This is a genomic window from Paenarthrobacter aurescens (genome assembly GCF_041549525.1).
Classification (GTDB): domain Bacteria; phylum Actinomycetota; class Actinomycetes; order Actinomycetales; family Micrococcaceae; genus Arthrobacter; species Arthrobacter aurescens.
Genome location: NZ_CP157456.1, coordinates 2,862,137 through 2,884,537, shown reverse-complemented (window position 1 = coordinate 2,884,537; position 22,401 = coordinate 2,862,137). Strand labels below are relative to the sequence as shown.

Genomic DNA, 22,401 nt, shown 5'->3' with positions numbered 1-22,401 from the left:
TGCATAAATGTTGGATATTGAGCTAATCTGTTCCACGTGAACAACGCCCTCCTGAGCTACCACGACGCCGTCCTTTACCGTTCGGGTGAACCGTATCGCATCCTCGCCGGGGCCATCCACTACTTCCGTGTTCACCCCGCCCTGTGGCAGGACCGGCTGCGTCGGCTCAAGGCGATGGGCGCCAACACTGTGGATACGTATGTTGCGTGGAACTTCCACCAGCCTAAGCGGGATGAGGCACCGGATTTCAGCGACTGGCGCGATGTGGGGCGGTTCATTGACTTTGCCGGCCAGGAGGGGCTGGATGTGATCGTCCGCCCCGGCCCGTACATTTGCGCCGAGTGGGACAACGGCGGCTTCCCCGCCTGGCTGACCGGCATTCCCGGCATTGGCCTGCGCTGCATGGACCCGGTGTTCACCTCAGCAATCGAGGAGTGGTTCGATCACCTCCTGCCCATCATCGCCTCCCGGCAGGCATCCGCTGGTGGTCCAGTGGTGGCCGTTCAGATTGAGAACGAATACGGCAGCTATGGCGATGACCACGAGTACATCCGCTGGAACCGGCGCGTCGTTGAGGAACGCGGTATCAGTGAGCTGCTGTTCACAGCCGACGGCGGCACGGACTACTTCCTGGACGGCGGTTCCATTGCGGGAACCTGGGCGACCGCCACACTGGGAAGCCGGGGGGACGAAGCCATAGCTACCTGGCAGCGACGCCGGCCGGACGAGCCGTTCTTCAACGTCGAATTCTGGGGCGGCTGGTTCGATCACTGGGGCGAACACCATCACCGCCGGGACGCTGCGGACGCCGCAGCCGAAGCCCGCAAGATGCTCGATCCCGGCGGCTCACTGTGCGTCTACATGGCCCACGGCGGGACCAATTTTGGTCTGCGCTCCGGCAGTAATCACGATGGCAGAATGTTGCAGCCGACTGTCACCAGCTACGACTCTGACGCGCCCATTGCAGAGAACGGGGCACTGACGCCCAAATTCCATGCCTTCCGCAAGGAGTTCTTCAGAGCTCAAGGCATTGATGAAATGCCCAACATCCCCAGTGAGCTGCTGGCCGAAGCTCCCGTCCTTCCCGCGCAGACTGTTCCGTTGAGCGCAGGCCCTGAGCTTCTTGAGCTGGTCCGGGATGCCGGAAACGCGGTCAGCAGTGTCAAGCCGCTCAGTTTCGAACAGTTGGGTCTTGACGCCGGCATGGTCCTCTACGCAGCCGAGGCCATCCTTCCCGGCCGTGCCGGTTCCCCTGCCCAGAGCAAGCTGAGGATCACGGGCCTGAACGACAGAGCCTATGTGTGGGTTGATGGCGTCTTTGCCGGAATCCTGGATGACGTTTCCGGGGCAGAGGGCCTGACTCTCTCCGGCACCGGGGCAACTGCCCGGCTGGAAATCCTGGTGGAAAACCTCGGCCGCATCAATTACGGACCACTGACCGGTCATGGAAAAGGCATCCTGGGCGGCGTTCTGATCAACCAGCGCTATACCTTCCACTGGACGCAGACCCCTGTGGCCGTTGCCGAGTGGACGCAGAAAAACCTTGAAGGGCTGGCGGGAGCTGAGTTTGAGGTGGAAGAACCAGCTGATACCTATATAGCCCTGCCCGACTCGACGAAGGGCTTTGTGTGGCTCAACGGTTTCCTCCTGGGCAGATATTGGGAGAAAGGCCCGCAGGTGACCCTCTACGCACCGACGCCCCTGCTGAAGACAGGCCGCAACAGCATCAAGGTGCTGGAACTCGAAAAGCGTGGAACCGTCGTCGAACTACGCGAAGGGCCGGACCTGGGTCCTGAAGAAGCGGGTCCCATTGGGGCAGCTGAACTTCCGTAAGCCCCGGGACAAGGTTCTATGCTGACTTCATGACCCTGCCTTTCGATACCCGACCAGCCGCATACGCCGTGATTGTCCAGGAGGAGAAGATCCTGCTGGCGTACTGGAAGCAGGATGGCAAGGAAGGGTGGACGTTGCCGGGCGGTGGCTTGGACCTGGCAGAACATCCAGTGGATGGCTGCAGGCGTGAAGTTTTTGAAGAAACCGGCTACGAAGCACGCATTGATCGAATGCTGGGCATCGACGTCGGACACTGGCCAGGCGAGATCCGCCCAGACGGTTCGGTGAAGGACTTTCAAGCCCTCAGGCTGGTCTATGAGGCAACAGTGGTGGGCGGCGAGCTGACCCACGAGGTAGATGGCAGCACCACCCACGCGGCGTGGATCCCGCTGGAGGATATCCAAGAACTCAACCGGGTGTCCTTGGTGGACACGGCACTGCGCCTGCACCATGAGCGCCCGGCCAACGGAAAGCTGAACTGAAGGCCTAGCCAAAAGCACTGTATTTTAGCTACGCTGAACATCGTGCCGGCTCACAAGCTGCCGGCCCGGATGCCGAGGAGGTGGATTTTGATGATTCCCGCGATCTTGCGCGCCCCGCAGTCAGTTGCGGCGCGCCGTCATCAGCCCACCATTCCTGTCCCGGCATCAGCCCGCCAAAACTAGGGCGGTCGGGCCTCATCAGAGGCATTTCATTGAACACTTACGCTTCTTCAAGCGACCCTTTATTCAGCACCACCACCAACCATGTGCAGGGACCTGTGGAGTACGGCTTCACAGCCTCCACCGCCGCCCTTTTCACTACCCACACCGCCCCTGATTCTCAGGACTCTGCCGTCCCCGGCCGGGTAGTGCGCCTGGACCGAAACCGGGTGCTCGTGGCAACTGCAGCGGATCTGCTGCACCTGCCCTACCCAACGCACGGGCTTGTCCCTGCAACAGGGGACTGGGTATGGATCGGCCACAACAACGCCGGTGAGCCAGCCGTCGTCGAGGTCCTCCCCAGGCATTCCGCGCTGAGCCGCAAGCGGGCCTTTGAAGCCTCCTCGGAGGAGCAGATCCTGGGCAGCAACATTGACATTGTTGCCGTTGTTGTCCCAGTGGATCGTCCGTTGACCCATAACCGCCTTGAACGGACGCTGGTGGCCGCATGGGATTCCGGCGCCACGCCGCTGGTTGTGATCACCAAAGCCGATCTTGCCCACCTCGCGGACGAGGTTGTGGGGGAAGTCATCCTTCAGGCGGCCGGTGTGGAGGTTGTCACCACCTCCGCTGAGCACGGCGATGGCCTCGAAGAGCTGATGCAGCACATACCCACCGGGGCAACGTTGGTGCTGCTTGGTCCCTCCGGGGCCGGGAAATCAACACTCATCAATGCCCTCGCGGGACGGGACGTCCAACAGACCGGCGCGGTCCGGGCCGGCGACGGCAAAGGCAAACACACCACCACCTCCCGGGAATTAGTGCCCCTGGCTGGCGGTGCGGTGCTGATGGACACCCCGGGAGTCCGTGGCTTCGGGCTCTTCGACGCGGAGGAGGGAATGGAAGAAATGTTCGGAGATCTGGAAGAACTTTTCTCCAACTGCCGGTTTACCGACTGCGCCCATCAAGCAGAACCGGGCTGCGCCGTTCAGGAGGCGCTCGCAGAGGAAACCCTTGATCCCAGGCGTTGGGCCAGCTACCTGAAGCTGCAACGCGAACTTGCGGCGCTGGCAAGGAAACACGACGCAGCGGCCCGCCGGGCGTATCAGCGGCAGTGGCACCAGAAGGTCATGTCAGCTGACCGGGGCCAACGTGCAGCGGAGCGTTACAGACACGATCAGGCCGAGGAACGGGCGGGGAAGGGCGGCAAGCGAAGGAAACGCTGAACATTGCCGATTCATTACGGAATTCGTGGCGGCGCTGACAAGCATCGGTGGCGCTGGCTACGCTGGGTGAAGATTGCTTTGCAGCCAAGTAATAAGAGTGCATATGATCATCTGGCTCTACCGATGTTCTCCACCACAGATAGGTAAGCCCTGGTATGGCCGAAGCCATGATTGAGTTCAAGAGCGTCACTAAGCAATACCAAGGCGGCCAACCCGCGGTTGACGCCCTCACCATGTCCATAGACAAGGGCGCCATCACCGTGTTCGTCGGCCCTTCGGGCTGCGGCAAGACCACGTCCCTGCGCATGATCAACCGGATGGTGGAGCCCACCAGCGGAACCATCACTGTTGCCGGCGAGGACATCTCCCAGGTCCCTGCAGCCCAACTTCGCCGCTCCATGGGCTACGTCATGCAGTCATCGGGGCTGCTGCCACACCGATCCGTACTGGACAACATCGCTACCGTCCCGCGGCTCAATGGCGTTCCCAAGGCCGCGGCGCGGAAACGCGCCGCGGAACTGCTCGACGTCGTCGGGCTGGCGTCCGTGCTGGGCAAGCGGTACCCGTCCCAACTTTCAGGTGGTCAGCAGCAGCGCGTAGGGGTTGCCCGGGCGCTCGCTGCTGATCCGCCGGTTTTGTTGATGGACGAACCATTCAGTGCAGTGGACCCCGTGGTCCGTGATGAACTCCAGCAGGAGCTTCTGCGCCTGCAGCGCGAGTTGGCGAAGACCATCGTGTTTGTCACCCACGACATCGATGAAGCAACTGTTCTTGGTGACAAAGTTGCTGTCTTCGCCGTCGGCGGCAAACTTGCACAATACTCGGCGCCGGAAGAGATTCTTCGTGCACCTGCCAATGACTTCGTGGCCTCCTTCGTGGGACGCGACCGCGGGTTCCGGCATCTGGCTTTCAACCCCGCAGACGCCGTGACTTTGCACCCGGTCACCATGGTGAATTCCTCCGATGGCCAGCACGCCGGCCGCCAATCGGGGGAGTGGGCCTTGGTGGTGGATGATGATTCGCGTCCGCTGGGGTGGTCTTCACCGCGCGATGGCGCCGGGTTGATTCCCGGGGGCTCACTCTTCCGCAAGGGAGATACTTTGCGGCGGGCGCTGGATGCGGCGTTGTCCTCGCCGTCCGGCCTGGGCGTTGCCGTGGACGACGACGGCCGGGTGGCTGGAGTCTTGAAGGCACCCGAAGTGCTGGCACTGATCGAAGAAGTCCGCCACCACAGGGAGGATGCCACCTGATGGAGTGGTTCCTTGCCAACAGTGGCATGGTCCTGGGGCTGGCCGGTCAGCACATGGTGCTGGCCATCATCCCCATGATCCTGGGCCTGCTGATTTCAGTTCCCTTGGCGCAGTTGGCCAGGCGCAACAACGTCCTGAGGTCAGTCCTGGCCACAGCTACGTCCTTGCTCTACACCATTCCTTCACTGGCCCTGTTCATTATTCTTCCCACTATCCTGGGCACGCGGATCCTGGATCCGCTGAATGTGGTGGTGGCGCTGACCATTTATGCTGTGGCATTGCTGGTCCGTGCTGCGATGGACGCTTTCGACTCCGTGGATGAGGACCTCCGGAACGCTGCGGTGGCCATGGGGTTCAAACCCCTGGCCCGTTTCTTCCAAGTGGACCTTCCGTTGTCTTTGCCCGTGATGTTCGCCGGTCTGCGCGTTGTATCGGTCAGCAACATCTCCTTGGTAAGCGTGGCCGCACTGCTGGGAGTGGGCAACCTTGGAGTCCTGTTCACTGATGGCCTGCAGCGGACGTTCATTACCGAAGTTGTGGTGGGCATCATCGCCATTCTGGTTCTCGCGCTGTTGATGGATGCGGTTCTGGTGGTCCTGGAGCGGCTGTTGACCCCGTGGACCCGGGCTGCCGGTGGAAAGTCGCCGCGTCCGGACGCCAACGCCCTGGCCACGGAACCCAAGGCCGGAGCTGCCACACGGCCTGCGGGTTTGCGCCCGGACCCTGGAGCGTCGGCATGAACATTTTTGCGGAAACCATTGCCTGGCTGACCAACCCCAAGAACTGGACCGGCACCGGAGGCATCCCCACCCGTTTGCTGGAGCACCTGCAATACAGTGCTTTGGTTCTCCTTATTGCGGCTGCCATCGCAGTGCCTATCGGCCTCTATATTGGGCACACCGGCCGTGGCCGCGTGGTTGCCGTGGCTGTGGCCGGTGCGTTACGTGCCCTCCCCACGCTCGGGTTGCTGGTGCTCTTCGCGCTGCTTGCCGGCAGTGGCCTGATGCCGCCTGTCTGGGCGTTGGTCATCCTCACCGTACCCCCGCTCCTGGCGGGGACCTATGCAGGAATTTCCAGCGTCGATGCCACTGTGGTGGACGCCGCCCGGGCCATGGGGATGACCGAACTTCAGATCCTCTTCCGCGTGGAGGTGCCCAACGGCCTGCAGGTGATGTTTGGTGGTATCCGTACAGCTGTTTTGCAGGTCATCGCCACAGTTTCCGTGGTTGCCTACCTTCCGTTGGGTGGCTTGGGCCGGTACTTGTTCGACGGCCTCGTCCTGCAGGACTTTCCCAGGATGCTCGGTGGCTCCCTGCTCATCGCAGGGCTGGCCATCGCAGTGGACCTGATCCTTGCCGGCGTGCAGAGGCTTGTCCTCTCACCCGGCCTGACCCTCGATTCAAGAGGCCGCCAGAAGGCAGCCGATGATCTCACAGCCTCGGTTCCAGCCGGGGCTGCCGTTCAAGGAGGTACACCATGAAAAATCCCGTCCCCATGACCCTTACGCGCCGTGGTCTCGGTGGCCTTGCCGCTGGAGTGGGTGTGGCCCTTGCACTGAGCGCGTGCGGCGGCAGTCCGTTGGCCACTCCGTCCACTTCCGCACCCAGCGGCTCTGCCGCTGCCGGTGGTTCGCTGGTGGTTGGTTCGGCAGACTTCCCGGAGAGCCAGGTCATCGCAGAGATTTATGTCGGCGCCCTCAACGCCGCTGGTCTTACTGCCACTTCCAAGCCGAACATCGGCTCGCGTGAAATCTACTTCAAGGCTGTCCAGGACGGCTCCGTTGATCTGGTCCCTGACTACTCCGGCAACCTCCTGTCCTATGTGGATACGGAAGCCAAGGAGGTTTCCGCGGAGGATGTTTACAAGGCGCTTCCGGGCAAGCTGCCGGATGGCCTTGCAGTCCTGGAGCCTGCCAAGGCCGAATCCAAGGACGCCATGGTGGTTACCAAGGCAACGGCTGAGAAGTACCAGTTGAAGTCCATTGAGGATCTTGCCAAGGTCTGCAAGGACTTCACCATGGCCGCGCCGGCTACTTTCGAAACCCGTGCCTATGGCTTCCCGGGCCTGAAGGCCAATTACGGCTGTGAGCTCAAGGGCCTGCAGCCGTTCAACGACGGCGGCGGCAACCTGACGCTGCAGGCACTCCTTGAGGACAAGGTGCAGGTGGCGGACATCTACACCACCACGCCGTCCATTGCGGACAACGACCTCGTGGTCTTGGAAGACCCCAAGAACAACTTCAAGGCCCAGCAGGTTCTGCCGCTGGTCAAGGAGGCCAAGATGACGGACAAGGCAAAGGAAGCGCTGAACAACGTCTCCAAGATCCTCACCACTGAAGACCTCATCAACCTGAACAGGGCCGTCAGTGGCGATCAGAAGCAGGCCCCCAAGGATGCAGCAGCAGCCTGGTTGAAGGACAAGGGCATCGTCAAGTAGCACCTGAACAAAACCGCGTACGACGGCGGTGACGGACCCACGCGGGCCCGTCACCGCCGTCGTCGTTTGTGTGAGTCAAGTCTCAGCTGAACTCCATCACCCGTGTGGCATATTTGAGGGATGGCGAATTTCAAGCAGTCCACCAAGCTTCATAATGTCCTCTACGACATCCGTGGACCGATTCTTCAGGCCGCCCAGCAAATGGAAGCGGAGGGTCACCGGATCCTTAAACTGAACATCGGAAACCCGGCACCATTTGGTTTTGAAGCGCCTGACGCCATTTTGGTGGACATGATCCGCCACCTGCCAAACGCCCAGGGTTACAGCGATTCCCGCGGCATCTTCTCGGCCAGAACCGCAGTCTCCCAGTACTACCAAACACGCGGAATCCAGAACATCCATGTTGATGACATCTACCTCGGCAACGGTGTCAGTGAGCTCATCACCATGTCCCTCATGGCACTGCTGGATGATGGAGACGAAGTCCTGATTCCCACGCCGGACTACCCGTTGTGGACGGCTTCGGTGGCTCTGGCCGGCGGACGGCCGGTGCACTATCTCTGCGACGAAGAGTCCGGTTGGCAGCCCGATCTTGAGGACATGGAATCCAAGATCACCCCCCGTACCAAGGGCATTGTGGTGATCAACCCCAACAACCCCACCGGAGCCGTGTACCCGGAAGAGACACTCAAGAAGATCGTGGCCCTGGCAGAAAAGCATGGGCTGGTTCTTTTCGCCGATGAGATCTACGAAAAAATCCTGTATGAAGACGCCGTCCATGTGAACCTGGCCGGGCTCACCGGGGACGACGTCCTCTGCCTGACCTTCAGTGGGTTGTCCAAGGCCTACCGTGTGTGCGGTTACCGTGCCGGGTGGATGGCAATTTCCGGTCCCAAGAAGGACGCTGCGGACTACCTCGAAGGCATCAACCTGCTGGCCAACATGCGGTTATGTGCCAACGTTCCTGCCCAACATGCCATCCAAACGGCATTGGGCGGCTACCAGAGCATCAACGATCTCATCCTTCCCGGCGGAAGGCTCCTGGAGCAGCGCAACAAGGCATACGATCTCCTGAACGCCATTCCCGGCGTCAGCACCCAGCAGGCCAGGGGCGCCTTGTATCTGTTCCCGAAGTTGGACCCCGAGGTCTTCCATATCCGTGATGACGAGAAGTTCGTCCTGGACCTGTTGAAGGAACAGAAAATCCTGGTCTCCCACGGACGCGCCTTCAACTGGGTTCGCCCCGACCACTTCCGAATGGTGACTTTGCCCAACGTCAAAGACATCGAGGAAGCCATTGGGCGCATGGCGGACTTCCTGTCGAGGTACCCGGGCAACTAGCCTGAGGACCATAGCCGCGCCCACGGGGGTGCGGCCCGGCAGAAAGGCATCCCAATGGCTGCTGCAGTGGAATTCGCCAAAAGTCCGGCCGAAGTCCTGAGAGTTGGGCCGGGGTTTTCGCTGGCAGGGGTGGATCCTGAATCCACCCCCGGGTACACCGGCGCAAAGGCGGATGGCAAAGCACTGCTGGCCGCCCAGGATGACCGGCTGGCGGAGCTGCAGGAAAAGCTCTTTGCCGAAGGGAGGTTCGGCAACCCCAAGCGGCTCTTGCTGATCCTTCAGGCCATGGACACTGCAGGCAAGGGCGGCATTGTGAGCCATGTGGTGGGTGCCATGGACCCCCAAGGCGTGCAGCTGACCGCGTTCAAGGCCCCTACGGATGAGGAAAAATCCCACGACTTCCTGTGGCGGATCGAGAAACAGGCCCCAGCTGCGGGGATGGTGGGAGTCTTTGACCGCTCGCAGTACGAGGACGTCCTGATTCACCGGGTCCACGGGTGGGCGGATGCTGCTGAACTGGAGCGCCGGTATGCGGCGATCAACGACTTTGAATCGCGCCTGTTCGAGCAAGGAACCACCATTGTCAAGGTCATGCTCAACATCAGCAAAGAAGAACAGAAAAAGCGTCTGATCGCCCGTTTGGATGATCCTGCCAAACATTGGAAGTACAGCCGCGGCGACCTCGCCGAGCGTGCGTTCTGGGACGACTACATGGATGCTTACAGCGTTGCCTTCGAGAAGACGTCAACGGAGATCGCCCCGTGGCACGTGGTCCCGGCCAACAAGAAGTGGTACGCGCGGATCGCAGTTCAGCAGCTGCTGTTGGACGCCCTGGGTGGGATGAAGCTGGATTGGCCAAAGGCTGACTTTGACGTAGCCGCCGAGCGCGCCCTTGTGGTGGAGTCCTAACCCCTTGTGGTGGGGGTCCTTACCCCTGCAGTAGAGCCCGAAGCCGTTACCGCCTGGAATGTTAGTGGGAGCCGGCGGCAGCTCCGCCGTCGTTGTTTGCTTCGCGGGCGGTCGCCAGACGCTGACGCGCGCCTTCAAGCCAATCCTCGCAGCGTTTGGCCAGTGCTTCGCCTCGCTCCCAGAGCGCCAGCGATTCTTCCAAGCTGGCACCGCCCGCCTCCAGGCGGCCCACTACGGCCACCAGTTGTTCGCGGGCTTCTTCATAGCTCAGGTTGTCCAGGGAATCGGGGGTTGGAGCGGCATTGTTCTCAGTCATGGTGTCCTTTGGTGTGATGGTAGGCGGTGGTTTCAGGGGCGCAGCAGCTCAGCAGCTCAGCAGCTCAGCAGATTCAGCGGTCCATGAGCTGAGCCGATCCGGCGGAGACGGCTTTGAATCGTCCCTCAGCCACGCGGACGCTTAGGGCTGTTCCCTCCGGGGCTTCTTCCGGGCTGCTGACCACGTGGTGTCCGGCTTGGTCCTCACCTATGAGCTGAACAACGGCATAGCCGCGGTCCAACGTCTTTTGCGGTGACAAGGCACGGACCTGCGCACGCAGATGGTGGACCTGATCCAGCGCCCGGAGGACGGCGGTGCTGACCGCAGCATGGGTTCTTCGCTGGTGGCGGTGGATGTCTTCGGACCGGGCGTCCACCATTGAAGCGGGAGTGGCAAGTACTGGACGAGACCTCAGCGCGTGGAGCCTGTCCGTCTCCCGGTCCACCATGCGGCTGATGCTGCGCCGCAAGTGTTCCCTGGCCTGCCGAACCATGGCCAACTCCTCGGCAACGTCCGGAACTATTCGCTTGGCAGCATCCGTGGGGGTTGACGCCCGGAGGTCTGCTACGTCATCGAGGATGGGACGATCAGCTTCATGGCCGATCGCACTGACAACCGGTGTGGTGGCTGCCGATACGGCGCGAATGAGGTCCTCATTGCTGAACGGCAGGAGATCTTCCAAGGCGCCGCCACCACGGGCAAGGACAATGACATCCACGTGCGGGTCAGCGTCCAGTTTCTTCAAAGCCGCAATGATCTGTGAAACAGCTGTGTTGCCTTGGACAGCTACTTCGCGGACGTCAAACTCCACTGCTGGCCAGCGCAACGCAGCGTTGCGCATGACGTCTTTCTTGGCATCGGAATCCCTGCCGGTTATCAGGCCGATCCGGTGGGGGAGAAGAGGGAGTTTCCGCTTCCGCGAGTCGGCAAACAGGCCCTCGGCTGCCAGCGCTTGGCGCAGCCGTTCAATCCTTGCCAGCAGATCTCCGAGGCCTACCGGGCGGATGTCCTTCACAGACATGTTCAGGCGTCCGGTCTTGACCCAGAAGTCCGCCTTGACCAAGGCCACCACGCGGGAGCCGCGTTCCAGGGGTATCTTCTGGCGGTCGAGCACAGTTGACCAAACTGATGCGGGAAGGGAGATTTCAGCGTCAACATCACGCAGGGTCAAGAATGCGTTGCCGCCCCGGCGGTTCAGTTCAATGACCTGGCCCTCAATCCAGGCAGCCGGGGCCCTCTCTATGTGTGCCTTGAGCTTGCGGGAGAGCAACTGCAAGGGCCAGGGGTTGTCCGGGCTGGTCTCCGCGGCGGTCCCGGGCAGCGTGGATTCCGGCGTTGGTTCAGCACACATGGGTGGCCCGTGCCTGGTTCATTCGCCGTGTTTGCAGCTGCATTGTCATAGTCCTCGCTCAGGGGTGCGGCTGTGAGTGCCAGCCGGCCATCCAACTCTATCCATAGCTTGGACGAGGCCTCCGACATTTTTTCTGTTATGTGGACAGTCCTAGGATGGTGGAATAGCCCCCGAGCCCGAGGATGACCTTGCGTACTTTTGTCTCAGCATTGGGAGTAATCCTCGCCTTGCTCCTCACAGCCGTCGCTGTTCCAACCGCATGGGTGGACCAGAATATTGTCAAAGAAGAGGGTTTTGTCCGTTTGGCCGGTGCCCTGGGTAACAACCCGGAATTCCAGAGCCGCCTGGCCAGCGCCGCTGTGGGAACGTTCGAGTCCTCGGTGGATCTTCCAGGACCCATTCAGTCATTGGCGGCAGACGCACTCCGTGCCGCGGCGTCGGGCATGCAGTCCTGGAGCGACTACCCGCAGGCGTGGGAAGAAACGGTACGCAATAGCCACAGGTTGAACTTCGGCGCAGTGAACCAAAGCGAGGAGACCGCAGCCACCACAGCCTTGGTCCTCGATATCAGTCCCATGGTCAGGCTCATTCGAGACCACTTCGCTGAGGCCGTCCGGATCAGGATTGATGTTCCAGCCGAAAGCCTGGTTTCCTTGGGCGAGCCATCCCACCGTCAACTGGTGGAGCGGGTGGCAGCCTTCGCACCGTTATGGTGGGTAGCTGCCCTCGGGGCTTTGCTCTCGCTATCGCTGGCGCTCGTGGCCGCCCGTCGGCGTTCTCTGGTGCTGGTGTTCCTTGGGCTCGGCGGATTGGCGCTTGCTGCACTCTGGACGGCAGGTGCGGATCTCGCCGGGGGAGTGGTTGGAAACCTGTCCAGCGCCAACGGCGTGGCTGAGTTGTTTAAGCAGGAGTTCCTCACCGCAGCCAAGACCGGCTTCGGAGAATGGGTTCTCACTGCAGCAATCGCCGCAGGGGCCGTGTTTGTGGCAGGCGTCATAGGCTCCGTCGTGTCAGGGCGACGAGGGTCACGTTCGGCCGGCAGCTAAAGTCCTGCCTGATAGCAGGTAGGCAAAGTCTGGCCCGGTAGCATGGAGGAATGACCAGCACAGCAGTTTCCATTCCTATGCCCACGGTGCCCCGCAGACGCCGTTCTCCGGAAGAGGTTCATGCAGCGGCACCCGTCACGGGTCCCAAGAAGGTTCTGTTGGCAGCTCCTCGAGGGTACTGTGCCGGCGTGGACCGCGCTGTTATTGCTGTGGAGAAGGCGCTTGAGCACTACGGTCCTCCCGTCTACGTCCGCAAACAAATCGTCCACAATGTGCATGTGGTCAGTTCCTTGGAGGAACAAGGAGCTATCTTCGTCGAAGAAACCGACGAGGTCCCCGAGGGTGCTTTGGTGATCTTCTCCGCCCATGGTGTCTCTCCCGCTGTGGTGCAATCAGCCGAGGACCGTGGATTGCGGACTATCGACGCGACCTGCCCGTTGGTCACCAAAGTGCATAAGGAAGCCGTGCGGTTCGCTAAGGAAGACTACGACATCCTGCTTATTGGTCACGAAGGCCATGAGGAGGTCGAAGGAACCGCCGGTGAGGCCCCGGACCACATCCAGATCATCAACGGACCGCACGAGGTAGACAAGGTCACCGTCCGCGATCCGGAGAAAACCATCTGGCTTTCCCAGACCACACTCAGTGTTGACGAGACCATGGAAACCGTCCGTCTTCTGAAGGACCGGTTCCCCACGCTGCAGGATCCGCCCAGTGACGACATTTGCTATGCCACTACCAACCGCCAGGTGGCCATCAAGAAGATCGCACCGCAGGCCGACCTCGTGATCGTTGTTGGTTCGGCCAATTCTTCGAACTCGGTGCGCTTGGTTGAAGTAGCCCTCGAATATGGAGCCAAGAGCTCCTACCGCGTGGACTTCGCCAATGAAGTGGACGAGTCCTGGTTCGAGGGCGTTGCTACCGTAGGCGTGACTTCGGGTGCTTCTGTTCCTGAAGTTCTGGTCAAGGATGTTCTGCGACTCCTGGCTGACTACGGTTACGGCGAAGTCCAGGAAGTGGTGACGGCAGAGGAAGATCTGCTCTTCTCGCTTCCCAAGGAACTGCGGGCCACCTTGAAGAAGGCCGGCGATGTTACGCGTGCCCTGGGTGGCCGCGGAAACCGCACCACGTCCTAGCGCAAAACACCTGCCGCCACATTCGAGTCATAACGAGACTGGCCCGCAATGGCCGCCTTCCTTCGGGAGGGCTTCCGTTGCGGGCCAGTTCTGTTGGCGCTGCGCCGTCATTTAGGCGGCAGACTCGCGGTCCTCGCTGTCTTCCTGGTCGCGGGCGGAATCCAGCTGATCGCGGGTGTCCACGGCAAGAAGCTCCGGCGCTGCCAACGCGCGCGGGACGGCCTCAACGGACATCGGCGCGGCCAATCCGGCATCGTCCATGGTGTTGAGCTTGCGTGCCGTGGGGAGTACCCGAGCCTCCAGCGTGCCCACCATGGCGTTGTAGCGGTCCACGGAGGTCTTCAACGAGCTTCCCAGCTTGCTCACGTTCTCACCCAGGGTGCCCATGCGCTCATAAAGTTGCTTCGCGAGCTCGAACAGTTCGTGGGCGCTGTCGGTAAGTACGTCTTGCCGCCAGGTAAATGCGACGGACTTCAGGACCGCCAGCAAGGTCCCTGGTGATGCGAGAACCACGTTCCTGGACAAGGCGTGCTCCAGCAATGCGGGATCGGCCTCAAGGGCTGAGGCAAGGATGGATTCTGCCGGAAGAAAGCAGATCACCAGTTCGGGGGAGTTCCCTGGAATGTCCCAGTACTTCTTGGCTGCCAGGGCATCGATGTGAGCCTTGAGAGCCTTTGCATGCTGGGCCAGCAGCGTCTTGGAGTCACGGTTGATGGCGGGCCCTACGGACTCGCCAAAGGAACCGTCTCCGTGGAGTTGTTCCTGGGCGGCGAGGTAGGACGCCAAGGGTACCTTTGCGTCCACTACCAGTTGCTTACCACCGGGGAGCTGGACCACCAGATCCGGCCGCAGCGTGCTGTCCTTGTTGCCGGAATGAACCTGCTCGTGGAAATCCACGTGCCGGAGCATTCCCGAGGCCTCCACCACTCTGCGGAGCTGAACTTCCCCCCACTGGCCGCGGGCACTGTTGGAGCGGAGCGCGGATGCCAAAGCATGGGTTGACCGAAGGAGCTGCTCATCTGAGGACCGTGCATCCTGCAATTGCTGAGCCAGCTGGCCGTACTGTTCCACGCGGTCCCGCTCCAGAAGTGAAACCTGCTGCTGCACTGCCGTCAACTTTTCGGCCACAGGGGCCAGCGCCCGCAGAACACTGCCGTCGGAATTCCTGGCTGCGCTCAGCTCCCGGTTCTGTGTGAACAAAAGACGCCGCTCAGCGTCGGCCGCTGCAAGCTGTGCCGTGACGTCCGAAAGCCGTGAAGAAACGGCGTCGAAGTCTTCTTCCAAGCCAGCACCCCGGCGTCGGAAGACAACATAGCCGGCCGCGAGACCTACCGCGGCGCCAATAAGCAGCATGAGCAGTGCCAATACCAATCCAAATCCATCCATGGGGCAACCCTGTCACAGGGGTACGACAGTTTTAGCGAGGCTATGCTCGTGGGCGCCGTTTGCGGGCGGCGACAACCCCGGAAGTGGTTCCAACGGGTAGAATCAATGCTCGTGGCTCTTACTATTGGCATCGTCGGACTGCCCAACGTCGGCAAATCAACTCTTTTCAACGCACTGACCCGTAATCAGGTGCTCGCTGCGAACTATCCCTTCGCAACGATTGAACCCAACGTCGGCGTGGTCAACCTCCCGGATCCCCGCCTGGCGAAACTGGCGGAGATCTTCGGTTCGCAGAAGTTGCTGCCCGCCCCGGTGTCCTTCGTAGACATCGCCGGTATCGTCAAGGGTGCCTCCGAGGGCGAAGGCCTGGGCAACAAGTTCCTGGCCAACATCCGCGAAGCAGAGGCCATCGCCCAGGTTGTCCGCGTCTTTGACGATCCCGATGTCATCCATGTGGATGGCAAAGTTGATCCGCGCTCCGACATGGAGACCATCAACACCGAGCTGATCCTGGCAGACCTTCAAACCATCGAAAACGCCATCCCGCGTATCGAAAAAGAAGTCAAGATCAAGAAGCGTGAAGCAGCCGAACTGGCTGCCATCAAGGCTGCCCAGGCAGTTCTGGAACGCGGTGACACCATCTTCTCCTCCATCAAGAGCGACAAACTCGAGATGGGCCACCTCAAGGAGCTGGGACTCCTGACCGCGAAGCCGTTCATCTACGTCTTCAACGCCGATGAAGGCATCCTTGGGGACCAGGAGAAGCAGGACGAATTGCGTGCCCTCGTTGCGCCCGCGGACGCTGTGTTCCTTGATGCAAAGCTCGAAGCCGACCTCGTTGAACTGGACGAGGAAGAGGCCCGCGAAATGCTGGAAATGAACGGCCAGAGCGAATCCGGCCTGGACCAGTTGGCGCGCGTAGGTTTCCACACCCTTGGCTTGCAGACCTACCTCACGGCTGGCCCCAAGGAAACCCGTGCCTGGACCATTCGCCAAGGCGACACCGCACCTCAGGCGGCCGGCGTGATCCACTCGGACTTCCAGCGCGGCTTCATCAAGGCCGAGGTTGTCTCGTTCGATGACCTCATCGACGCCGGTTCCATGGCCGAGGCCAAGTCCCGTGGCAAGGTTCGTATTGAAGGCAAAGAGTACGTGATGGCCGACGGCGACGTAGTGGAGTTCCGCTTCAACGTGTAATTGGGTTTGTGTTCCACAGAACCCTCCAGCGCCTCAGTTGACCGCGGGCATTGAAGTTCAAGACTTCAATGCCCGCGGTCTTCCGCTTGCCCGGACCATCGAGTGTCATCACGGTCTCTTCTGGGAATCTGCGGGTTCGGCGCCTTTGTCTGCTTGCTTGGAATCGGGGTTGTCGTGCGTTTTTCTAGGGATTTTGCCCTCCACGTCAGCCGGGATGGGCGGATCCTTTTCTTCATCTGTAGACATTCGCCAAGCATAATGGGCCGGGCAGCAGTTTCGAAGGGTGCCAATAAGGTTAGGGAGAAGCATGAATCGCGACCCCGAGCCATACAAGTGCAGGTGTCACTTTCACCGATCACAGCGAAGGAACCTTGTACCGCATTGTGGCGCGGCACGGGGATGCGGAGTCGCTCGCACAGCATGATCAGCTCGGCTTACAGGAGGGCTGGAGCCTGGTCACCGCACAACTGGCCGCGGTAGCTGAGCGTCAATAGCCTCCACTACGACTGTTCTCCAAACTCAAGGACTTAGCCTCGGCCCCATGGGTCCGGGGCTCTTTCTTTGCCCAAAATTCGCCCTGTCCTGCTGTCAGACAGCGAATGCTACCACCGGGTAACGTTTGACTTGAAATCCGCGCCAATTTAGGCATCTGTAGGTTGCGGAACGGTTACAGTTTGGCCAGCACGTCCCATCATCTGGACGCAATGTGGGTAGGCTTACACTCACATGTAGGCAACGTCACAGTAGGAAACTGTGCCTGTGCCTGGGGGGAGTCACGAATTTCCCCTGCTCAACTCCACGACTCATAGGAGGCGGAATGCGTTTCTCGCGCACTTCCAAAGCTCTAGGCGTAGCGGCGATCATCGCCCTCGCAGTGACCGGTTGCGGCGGCGGTGGCGGCAGCAATACGAACAGCTCAGCCGCAGCTGATCCGAACAAGGTCATTTCCGCATATAGCAATGAACCGCAGAACCCGCTGCTTCCCGCCAACACCAATGAGGTGTACGGTGGCCGCGTCGTCGAGCTGCTGTTTGAAGGGCTTCGTGCCTACGACTCCGACGGCAAGCCCGTCAACGCACTGGCGGAGTCAATCGAAACCACCGACTCGCAGAACTGGACCATCAAGGTCAAGTCCGGCTCCAAGTTCACCAACGGTGAGGCCGTCACGGCCAAGACGTTTGTTGACTCTTGGAACTTTGCTGCACTGAGCACCAACCTCCAGAACAACGGCTTCTTCTTCGAATCAATCGAAGGTTACGCCGATGTCAGCGCAGTCACTGAGACCACCTCCGCTGATGGCAAGAAGACCTCGACGCCGGCGCCTACCGCGCAGACGATGTCCGGCTTGGCCGCTCCGGACGACCAGACCATCACGGTCAAGTTGACTCAGCCTGAAGCTGACTGGTCCCTGCGCCTTGGATACTCTGCCTTCTACCCGCTTCCCTCCGAGGCCCTGAAGGACACCAAGAAGTTTGGCGAGAACCCTGTGGGTAACGGCCCGTACAAGTTCGAGAAGGAAGGTGCCTGGGTACATGACCAGTCCATCTCCCTCGTCAAGAACCCTGACTACACCGGTCCGCGTGCTGCAAAGAACGGTGGTGTAACTTTCAAGTTCTACACCGATCCGGGCCCCGCATACACCGACCTTCAGGCTGACAACCTCGACGTCACTGACGTCGTTCCGTCCAACGCACTGAAGACCTACACCACGGACTTCCCGGACCGTAACTCCACGCGGCCGAACGCCAACAACGCCACCCTGAACATCCCGGGTTACAACCCGAACTTCCAGGGTGAAGCTGGCCTTCTGCGTCGTCAGGCTCTGTCCCACGCAATCAACCGCGAAGAAATCACCAAGGTGATCTTCAACGGCACGCGTACCCCGGCGACTGAATTCACGGCTCCTGTCCTCGACGGCTACAACGATGCTATTCCCGGAAGCGATGTCCTGAAGTTCGACGCCGCCAAGGCCAAGGATCTTTGGGAGCAGGCCGAGAAGATCAAGCCTTACGACGGCTCCAAGCCGCTCCTCATCGCCTCCAACACTGACGGTGGCAACAAGGAATGGATCGACGCCGTTGCAAACGGTTTCAAGAACAACCTCGGTATTCAGGCAGAAATCCAGCCGTTCGCCAAGTTCGCTGAAGTTCTGGATCTGCGCAAGTCCCAGTCCCTCCCGGGCCTGACGCGTGCCGGCTGGCAGGGTGACTACCCGTCGCTGTACAACTTCCTTGGACCGGTTTGGGCAACCAACGCATCGTCCAACTACGAGAAGTACTCGAACCCTGAGTTCGACAAGCTCCTCAAGGAAGGCCTTGCAGCGAAGACTCCGGAAGACGCCAACAAGAAGTTCAACCAGGCACAGGAGATCCTGTTCAAGGACCTCCCCGGTCTGCCCCTGTGGTACCGGGCAACCCCGATTGTTTGGAGCAACAACGTTGTCTCAGCTGAAACCGGCTGGAATGGCGGCATCCGTTACTTCGACATCGAGGCCAAGTAGTCCTCAGGATCTGAACTTGCCTTAGGGCAAGGGGGGTCCGGCTAGCGCCGGGCCCCCCTTGCTTGCTTGGCAGGAAGGCACACATGAAACAGCAACACCCGACCACCGGAGAGGGGTGACCCGTGGTTCGCTTTATTTTGCGCAGGCTCCTTCAGGTCATCCCGGTTTTCCTGGGGACCACCCTCCTTGTGTATTACATGGTCTTCGCTCTACCCGGCGACCCGATTGCAGCTCTGTTTGGAGAGCGCCAGCCGCCGCAGAGCGTCATCGACGCTTTACGCGCCCAGTACAACCTGGATCAGCCGTTCTGGGTTCAGTACGGGCTCTTCATCAAGAACTTGTTCACCTTTAACCTGGGCGTTGACTTCACCCAGCAGCCTATTGCTGACTCCTTGGCCAGGGCCTTCCCCGTCACTGCAATGTTGGCTATCGAGGCCCTCATTATCCAGGCAGTATTCGGTATCGCCTTCGGCGTGTTTGCCGGCCTGAAGAAGGGCAAGTGGTTCGATTCCACCGTTCTGGTGGTTTCGCTTCTGGTGATCGCAGTTCCCACCTTCGTTCTGGGCTTCGTCTTCCAGCTTGTGTTCGGTGTCCAGCTTGGTTGGGCGAAGCCCACAGTGGGCGCCAATGCCGACTGGGGCAACCTGATTCTTCCGGCAGTAGTGCTGGGACTTGTCTCCTTCGCCTATGTACTCCGGCTTACCCGCGCTTCCGTGAGTGAGAACATGAACGCGGACTATGTACGTACGGCGACTGCCAAGGGACTTTCGCGTCCCAGAGTTGTTGTTGCCCACATCCTGAGGAACTCCTTGATCCCCGTTGTTACCTACCTTGGTGCCAACCTTGGCGGGCTTATGGGTGGCGCGATCGTCACGGAGGGCATCTTCAACGTGCCTGGAGTGGGAAACAAGCTCTTCCAAGCGATCTCACGCAGCGAAGGCCCCACCATCGTCGCCATCGTGAGTGTCCTGGTGTTGGTTTTCGTTATCACCAATCTCTTGGTTGATCTCCTGTACGCCTGGCTTGACCCGAGGATCCGCTATGACCAGTAACACTGAACACTTTGTGGCTCCTGTCGAGGAGACTCCGCTTCTGGCGACTGATGCTGTCAAAACAGATCAGGCACCTCTGAGCCTCTGGGCTGATGCGTGGCGTAAACTTCGTCGCCGACCCCTGTTTATCATCTCGTCGCTTCTTATCCTGCTGCTTGTAACAGTCGCCCTCTTCCCTGGCCTCTTCACCAGCGTGGAGCCAAACAGCGACTGCCAATTGGCTAACTCTGAGGGCGGCCCCACGGCCGGACACCCGCTGGGTTTCACCTTGCAGGGATGCGACGTCTATTCCCGCGTGATCCACGGTACGCAGGCGTCGTTGGCTGTGGGTGTACTTTCAGTCCTCTGCGTCATCATCATCGGTGTCACTTTGGGCGCGCTGGCTGGTTACTACGGTGGCTGGCTGGATTCTGTTCTTGCCCGGCTCGGCGATATCTTCTTTGCCTTGCCGATCATCCTCGGCGCCTTGGTCATCACTCAGCTGCCCCTGTTCCGTGAGAACAGGAGTGTTTGGACAGTGGTCCTGACAATATCCCTTCTGGCCTGGCCACAAATGGCTCGAATCACCAGAGGTGCTGTCATCGAAGTTCGTAACGCGGACTTCGTCACTGCTGCCCGGTCACTTGGCGTGTCCAAGTTCGGCGCGCTGGTCAAACACGCCCTGCCGAACGCCTTGGCGCCCGTGATTGTCCTCGCCACCCTGGAACTGGGCGTTTTCATCGTTCTGGAAGCCACCCTTTCATTCCTGGGTGTTGGGCTGCCCGGCAGCGTGATGTCGTGGGGTAACGACATTTCCGCGGCCAACGCGTCCATCCGAACCAATCCCGGAATCCTGCTGTACCCGGCAGCTGCCCTGTCCATCACCGTCCTGAGCTTCATCATGCTTGGCGACGCCGTCCGCGATGCTCTTGATCCCAAGAGCCGTCAGCGCTAAGGAGGCGACCATGACTTCTGCCGACATCAGAATTGATGAAGCCACTGCACCAGTACGGCCCATCTTGGAAATCAAGGACCTGGCCATCACCTTCAAGACCGGCTCCGGGGAGGTCAAGGCGGTTAAAAACGCCCACCTTTCCATCATGCCCGGCGAAACAGTCGCCATTGTGGGGGAGTCGGGTTCAGGAAAGTCGACGACGGCGTTGGCCGCCATCGGTTTGCTGCCCAACAACGGACGCATCTCAGCCGGGCAGATTCTGCTCGACGGCGAAGACATCGCCCACGCTTCGGAGAAGCGCATGATCGAGCTCCGTGGCAGCCACATCGGTATGGTTCCGCAGGATCCCATGTCCAACCTGAACCCGGTCTGGAAGATCGGCTATCAGGTTCGGGAAACCCTGAAGGCCAATGGTCGTCCGGACGGCCCGGAGGACGTTGCCCGCGTCCTCGCCGAAGCCGGACTTCCGGATGCAGCGCGTCGCGCCAAGCAGTACCCGCACGAGTTCTCCGGAGGCATGCGCCAGCGCGCGCTCATTGCCATTGGCCTGAGTTGCCAGCCCAAGCTTCTGATTGCCGACGAACCCACGTCGGCGCTGGACGTCACAGTGCAGCGCAGGATCCTGGACCACCTTGACACGATGACCACAGAGCTGGGCACTTCCGTGCTGCTCATTACCCACGACCTCGGCCTGGCTGCCGAACGTGCTGACAAGGTCATTGTCATGTACCAGGGCAACGTGGTGGAGGCTGGTCCTTCCTTGGAGCTGCTTCGCAATCCGCAGCACCCTTACACCCGCCGTTTGGTGGAGTCGGCGCCGTCGTTGGCTTCGCGCCGCATCCAGGTGGCCAAGGAACAGGGCGTGGAAGCCGAGGATCTTCTGGCGCCCGTAGCCGCGGCTAAGGAGCGTGTTCAGGACGAGGTCCTTCAGATCAAAAACCTGCGCAAGATCTACAAGCTGCGTCAGGGCCTGGGAAAGACGTCCGATTTCGCTGCTGTTGACGATGTCAGCTTCTCTGTGAAGCGCGGGACCACCACGGCGATTGTAGGGGAGTCCGGTTCGGGCAAGTCTACGGTGGCAAAAATGGTTCTCCAGCTGGAAAAGCCCACCGAGGGACAGATTGTGTTTGACGGTGTGGACACGGCAGGTCTTAAGGGCAAGGAACTTTTCAAGTTCCGCCGCCGCGTGCAGCCCATCTTCCAGGACCCGTACGGTTCTTTGGATCCGATGTACAACATTTTCAGGACCATTGAAGAGCCGCTGCGCGTGCACAAGATCGGGAACGCTGCGAGCCGAGAGAAGAAGGTTCGGGAACTGTTGGACCAGGTGGCCTTGCCGCAGTCCATGATGCAGAGGTATCCCAACGAACTTTCCGGTGGTCAACGGCAGCGTATTGCCATTGCCCGGGCCCTGGCCTTGGACCCGGAAGTGATCATTTGCGATGAAGCGGTCTCGGCCTTGGACGTACTTGTCCAGGCGCAGGTGCTGAACCTGCTCGCTGATCTGCAGGACAACCTTGGCCTGACGTACCTGTTCATCACCCACGACCTCGCAGTGGTCCGCCAGATCGCGGATCATGTCTGCGTGATGGAAAAGGGCAAGCTCGTGGAAACGGGCAGCACTGATGACGTCTTCGACAACCCCCGTGAGGCCTATACCCAGGCACTCCTGGATGCTATTCCGGGCGGTTCGCTGCTCTTGCCACCCGCGGTGGCCTGACCGGCGTCGAGCGTTTAGCGGCTGACTAGCAACAGAGCCGGTGGTTCCCGAAAAGGGAACCACCGGCTCTTGCCGTTAAATCACTCGTTGCGGGGCCCGCTCTACGCGTCAAAGATCGCAGGAAGCG

General features: G+C 60.5%; 19 protein-coding genes. 16 read left to right on the top strand and 3 right to left on the bottom strand.

Translation table 11 applies throughout. The features are described from left to right. Positions 1 to 36: 36 nt before the first annotated feature. The 9 genes from ABI796_RS13305 to ABI796_RS13265 all read left to right on the top strand — a co-directional run bounded on the left by ABI796_RS13305 (position 37) and on the right by ABI796_RS13265 (position 9,636). A complete protein-coding gene (locus ABI796_RS13305) occupies positions 37 to 1,833 on the top strand; it encodes a glycoside hydrolase family 35 protein (RefSeq protein ID WP_141285942.1) in 1,797 nt (598 codons plus the stop codon). Positions 1,834 to 1,862: 29 nt separating this feature from the next. Next, the gene (locus tag ABI796_RS13300; protein WP_141285940.1) at positions 1,863 to 2,315 is read left to right on the top strand and encodes an NUDIX hydrolase; all 453 of its coding nucleotides are present in this window, start codon (positions 1,863 to 1,865) and stop codon (positions 2,313 to 2,315) included. A 212-nt stretch (positions 2,316 to 2,527) separates the two neighbouring features. Beyond that, positions 2,528 to 3,700 carry a ribosome small subunit-dependent GTPase A gene (gene rsgA / locus ABI796_RS13295; RefSeq protein WP_141285938.1) on the top strand — a complete coding sequence of 391 codons (1,173 nt, stop codon included), beginning with the start codon at positions 2,528 to 2,530 and terminating at the stop codon, positions 3,698 to 3,700. Between the two features lie 155 nt (positions 3,701 to 3,855). Further along, complete coding sequence (locus ABI796_RS13290) at positions 3,856 to 4,950, top strand: ABC transporter ATP-binding protein (protein ID WP_141285936.1); 1,095 nt, start codon at positions 3,856 to 3,858, stop codon at positions 4,948 to 4,950. Continuing rightward, positions 4,950 to 5,690 carry an ABC transporter permease gene (locus ABI796_RS13285; RefSeq protein ID WP_141285934.1) on the top strand — a complete coding sequence of 247 codons (741 nt, stop codon included), beginning with the start codon at positions 4,950 to 4,952 and terminating at the stop codon, positions 5,688 to 5,690. The genes ABI796_RS13290 and ABI796_RS13285 overlap by 1 nt, the downstream gene beginning before the upstream one ends. After that, positions 5,687 to 6,430 (top strand): ABC transporter permease, encoded by a 744-nt coding sequence (locus tag ABI796_RS13280; protein ID WP_141285932.1) that lies wholly within the window; start codon positions 5,687 to 5,689, stop codon positions 6,428 to 6,430. Before ABI796_RS13285 ends, ABI796_RS13280 begins: the two co-directional genes overlap by 4 nt. Further along, positions 6,427 to 7,386, top strand: coding sequence for an ABC transporter substrate-binding protein (locus ABI796_RS13275; protein WP_141285930.1), 960 nt, complete (start codon positions 6,427 to 6,429; stop codon positions 7,384 to 7,386). Before ABI796_RS13280 ends, ABI796_RS13275 begins: the two co-directional genes overlap by 4 nt. Positions 7,387 to 7,506: 120 nt before the next feature. Then, the gene (locus ABI796_RS13270; protein ID WP_062072990.1) at positions 7,507 to 8,727 is read left to right on the top strand and encodes a pyridoxal phosphate-dependent aminotransferase; all 1,221 of its coding nucleotides are present in this window, start codon (positions 7,507 to 7,509) and stop codon (positions 8,725 to 8,727) included. Between the two features lie 54 nt (positions 8,728 to 8,781). Further along, positions 8,782 to 9,636: a polyphosphate kinase 2 family protein gene (locus ABI796_RS13265; protein ID WP_141285928.1), complete on the top strand. Its 855-nt coding sequence runs from the start codon at positions 8,782 to 8,784 to the stop codon at positions 9,634 to 9,636. Positions 9,637 to 9,697: 61 nt separating this feature from the next. Here ABI796_RS13265 and ABI796_RS13260 read toward each other — a convergent pair whose 3' ends face one another. Both ABI796_RS13260 and xseA read right to left on the bottom strand, forming a co-directional pair. Next, the gene (locus ABI796_RS13260) at positions 9,698 to 9,952 is read right to left on the bottom strand and encodes an exodeoxyribonuclease VII small subunit (RefSeq protein ID WP_141285926.1); all 255 of its coding nucleotides are present in this window, start codon (positions 9,950 to 9,952) and stop codon (positions 9,698 to 9,700) included. A 73-nt stretch (positions 9,953 to 10,025) separates the two neighbouring features. After that, on the bottom strand, positions 10,026 to 11,303 hold the full coding sequence (xseA, locus tag ABI796_RS13255) for an exodeoxyribonuclease VII large subunit (RefSeq protein ID WP_141285924.1): 1,278 nt from the start codon (positions 11,301 to 11,303) through the stop codon (positions 10,026 to 10,028). A gap of 182 nt (positions 11,304 to 11,485) precedes the next feature. Between xseA and ABI796_RS13250 the strand changes: the two genes are divergently transcribed. Then, positions 11,486 to 12,349 carry a hypothetical protein gene (locus ABI796_RS13250; RefSeq protein ID WP_141285922.1) on the top strand — a complete coding sequence of 288 codons (864 nt, stop codon included), beginning with the start codon at positions 11,486 to 11,488 and terminating at the stop codon, positions 12,347 to 12,349. Between the two features lie 50 nt (positions 12,350 to 12,399). Then, the gene (locus tag ABI796_RS13245; RefSeq protein ID WP_141285920.1) at positions 12,400 to 13,485 is read left to right on the top strand and encodes a 4-hydroxy-3-methylbut-2-enyl diphosphate reductase; all 1,086 of its coding nucleotides are present in this window, start codon (positions 12,400 to 12,402) and stop codon (positions 13,483 to 13,485) included. Positions 13,486 to 13,596: 111 nt separating this feature from the next. Here the strand turns inward: ABI796_RS13245 and ABI796_RS13240 are convergent, their stop codons facing one another. Further along, positions 13,597 to 14,871: a DNA recombination protein RmuC gene (locus ABI796_RS13240; RefSeq protein WP_141285918.1), complete on the bottom strand. Its 1,275-nt coding sequence runs from the start codon at positions 14,869 to 14,871 to the stop codon at positions 13,597 to 13,599. 111 nt (positions 14,872 to 14,982) lie between these two features. On the opposite strand from ABI796_RS13240, the gene ychF reads away from it, so the two are divergent. The 5 genes from ychF (at position 14,983) to ABI796_RS13215 (ending at position 22,274) form a co-directional block, all read left to right on the top strand. Then, a complete protein-coding gene (gene ychF, locus ABI796_RS13235) occupies positions 14,983 to 16,068 on the top strand; it encodes a redox-regulated ATPase YchF (protein WP_026005753.1) in 1,086 nt (361 codons plus the stop codon). A gap of 817 nt (positions 16,069 to 16,885) precedes the next feature. Further along, the gene (locus ABI796_RS13230) at positions 16,886 to 18,568 is read left to right on the top strand and encodes an ABC transporter substrate-binding protein (RefSeq protein WP_141285916.1); all 1,683 of its coding nucleotides are present in this window, start codon (positions 16,886 to 16,888) and stop codon (positions 18,566 to 18,568) included. 122 nt (positions 18,569 to 18,690) lie between these two features. After that, positions 18,691 to 19,620, top strand: a complete 930-nt coding sequence (locus ABI796_RS13225; protein ID WP_141285914.1) for an ABC transporter permease — start codon at positions 18,691 to 18,693, stop codon at positions 19,618 to 19,620. Further along, positions 19,610 to 20,554 (top strand): ABC transporter permease, encoded by a 945-nt coding sequence (locus tag ABI796_RS13220; protein ID WP_141285912.1) that lies wholly within the window; start codon positions 19,610 to 19,612, stop codon positions 20,552 to 20,554. Before ABI796_RS13225 ends, ABI796_RS13220 begins: the two co-directional genes overlap by 11 nt. 10 nt (positions 20,555 to 20,564) lie before the next feature. Beyond that, the gene (locus ABI796_RS13215; protein WP_141285909.1) at positions 20,565 to 22,274 is read left to right on the top strand and encodes an ABC transporter ATP-binding protein; all 1,710 of its coding nucleotides are present in this window, start codon (positions 20,565 to 20,567) and stop codon (positions 22,272 to 22,274) included. Positions 22,275 to 22,401: the final 127 nt, after the last annotated feature.

Bases quoted from the DNA above. Each gene is read 5' to 3' on its own strand.
- ABI796_RS13300 (WP_141285940.1), top strand. From the start codon at position 1,863: ATGACCCTGCCTTTCGATACCCGACCAGCCGCATACGCCGTGATTGTC.
- ABI796_RS13290 (WP_141285936.1), top strand. From the start codon at position 3,856: ATGGCCGAAGCCATGATTGAGTTCAAGAGCGTCACTAAGCAATACCAA.
- ABI796_RS13285 (WP_141285934.1), top strand. From the start codon at position 4,950: ATGGAGTGGTTCCTTGCCAACAGTGGCATGGTCCTGGGGCTGGCCGGT.
- ABI796_RS13280 (WP_141285932.1), top strand. From the start codon at position 5,687: ATGAACATTTTTGCGGAAACCATTGCCTGGCTGACCAACCCCAAGAAC.
- ABI796_RS13275 (WP_141285930.1), top strand. From the start codon at position 6,427: ATGAAAAATCCCGTCCCCATGACCCTTACGCGCCGTGGTCTCGGTGGC.
- ABI796_RS13270 (WP_062072990.1), top strand. From the start codon at position 7,507: ATGGCGAATTTCAAGCAGTCCACCAAGCTTCATAATGTCCTCTACGAC.
- ABI796_RS13265 (WP_141285928.1), top strand. From the start codon at position 8,782: ATGGCTGCTGCAGTGGAATTCGCCAAAAGTCCGGCCGAAGTCCTGAGA.
- ABI796_RS13260 (WP_141285926.1), bottom strand. From the start codon at position 9,952: ATGACTGAGAACAATGCCGCTCCAACCCCCGATTCCCTGGACAACCTG.
- xseA (WP_141285924.1), bottom strand. From the start codon at position 11,303: ATGTGTGCTGAACCAACGCCGGAATCCACGCTGCCCGGGACCGCCGCG.
- ABI796_RS13250 (WP_141285922.1), top strand. From the start codon at position 11,486: ATGACCTTGCGTACTTTTGTCTCAGCATTGGGAGTAATCCTCGCCTTG.
- ABI796_RS13245 (WP_141285920.1), top strand. From the start codon at position 12,400: ATGACCAGCACAGCAGTTTCCATTCCTATGCCCACGGTGCCCCGCAGA.
- ABI796_RS13240 (WP_141285918.1), bottom strand. From the start codon at position 14,871: ATGGATGGATTTGGATTGGTATTGGCACTGCTCATGCTGCTTATTGGC.
- ABI796_RS13230 (WP_141285916.1), top strand. From the start codon at position 16,886: ATGCGTTTCTCGCGCACTTCCAAAGCTCTAGGCGTAGCGGCGATCATC.
- ABI796_RS13220 (WP_141285912.1), top strand. From the start codon at position 19,610: ATGACCAGTAACACTGAACACTTTGTGGCTCCTGTCGAGGAGACTCCG.
- ABI796_RS13215 (WP_141285909.1), top strand. From the start codon at position 20,565: ATGACTTCTGCCGACATCAGAATTGATGAAGCCACTGCACCAGTACGG.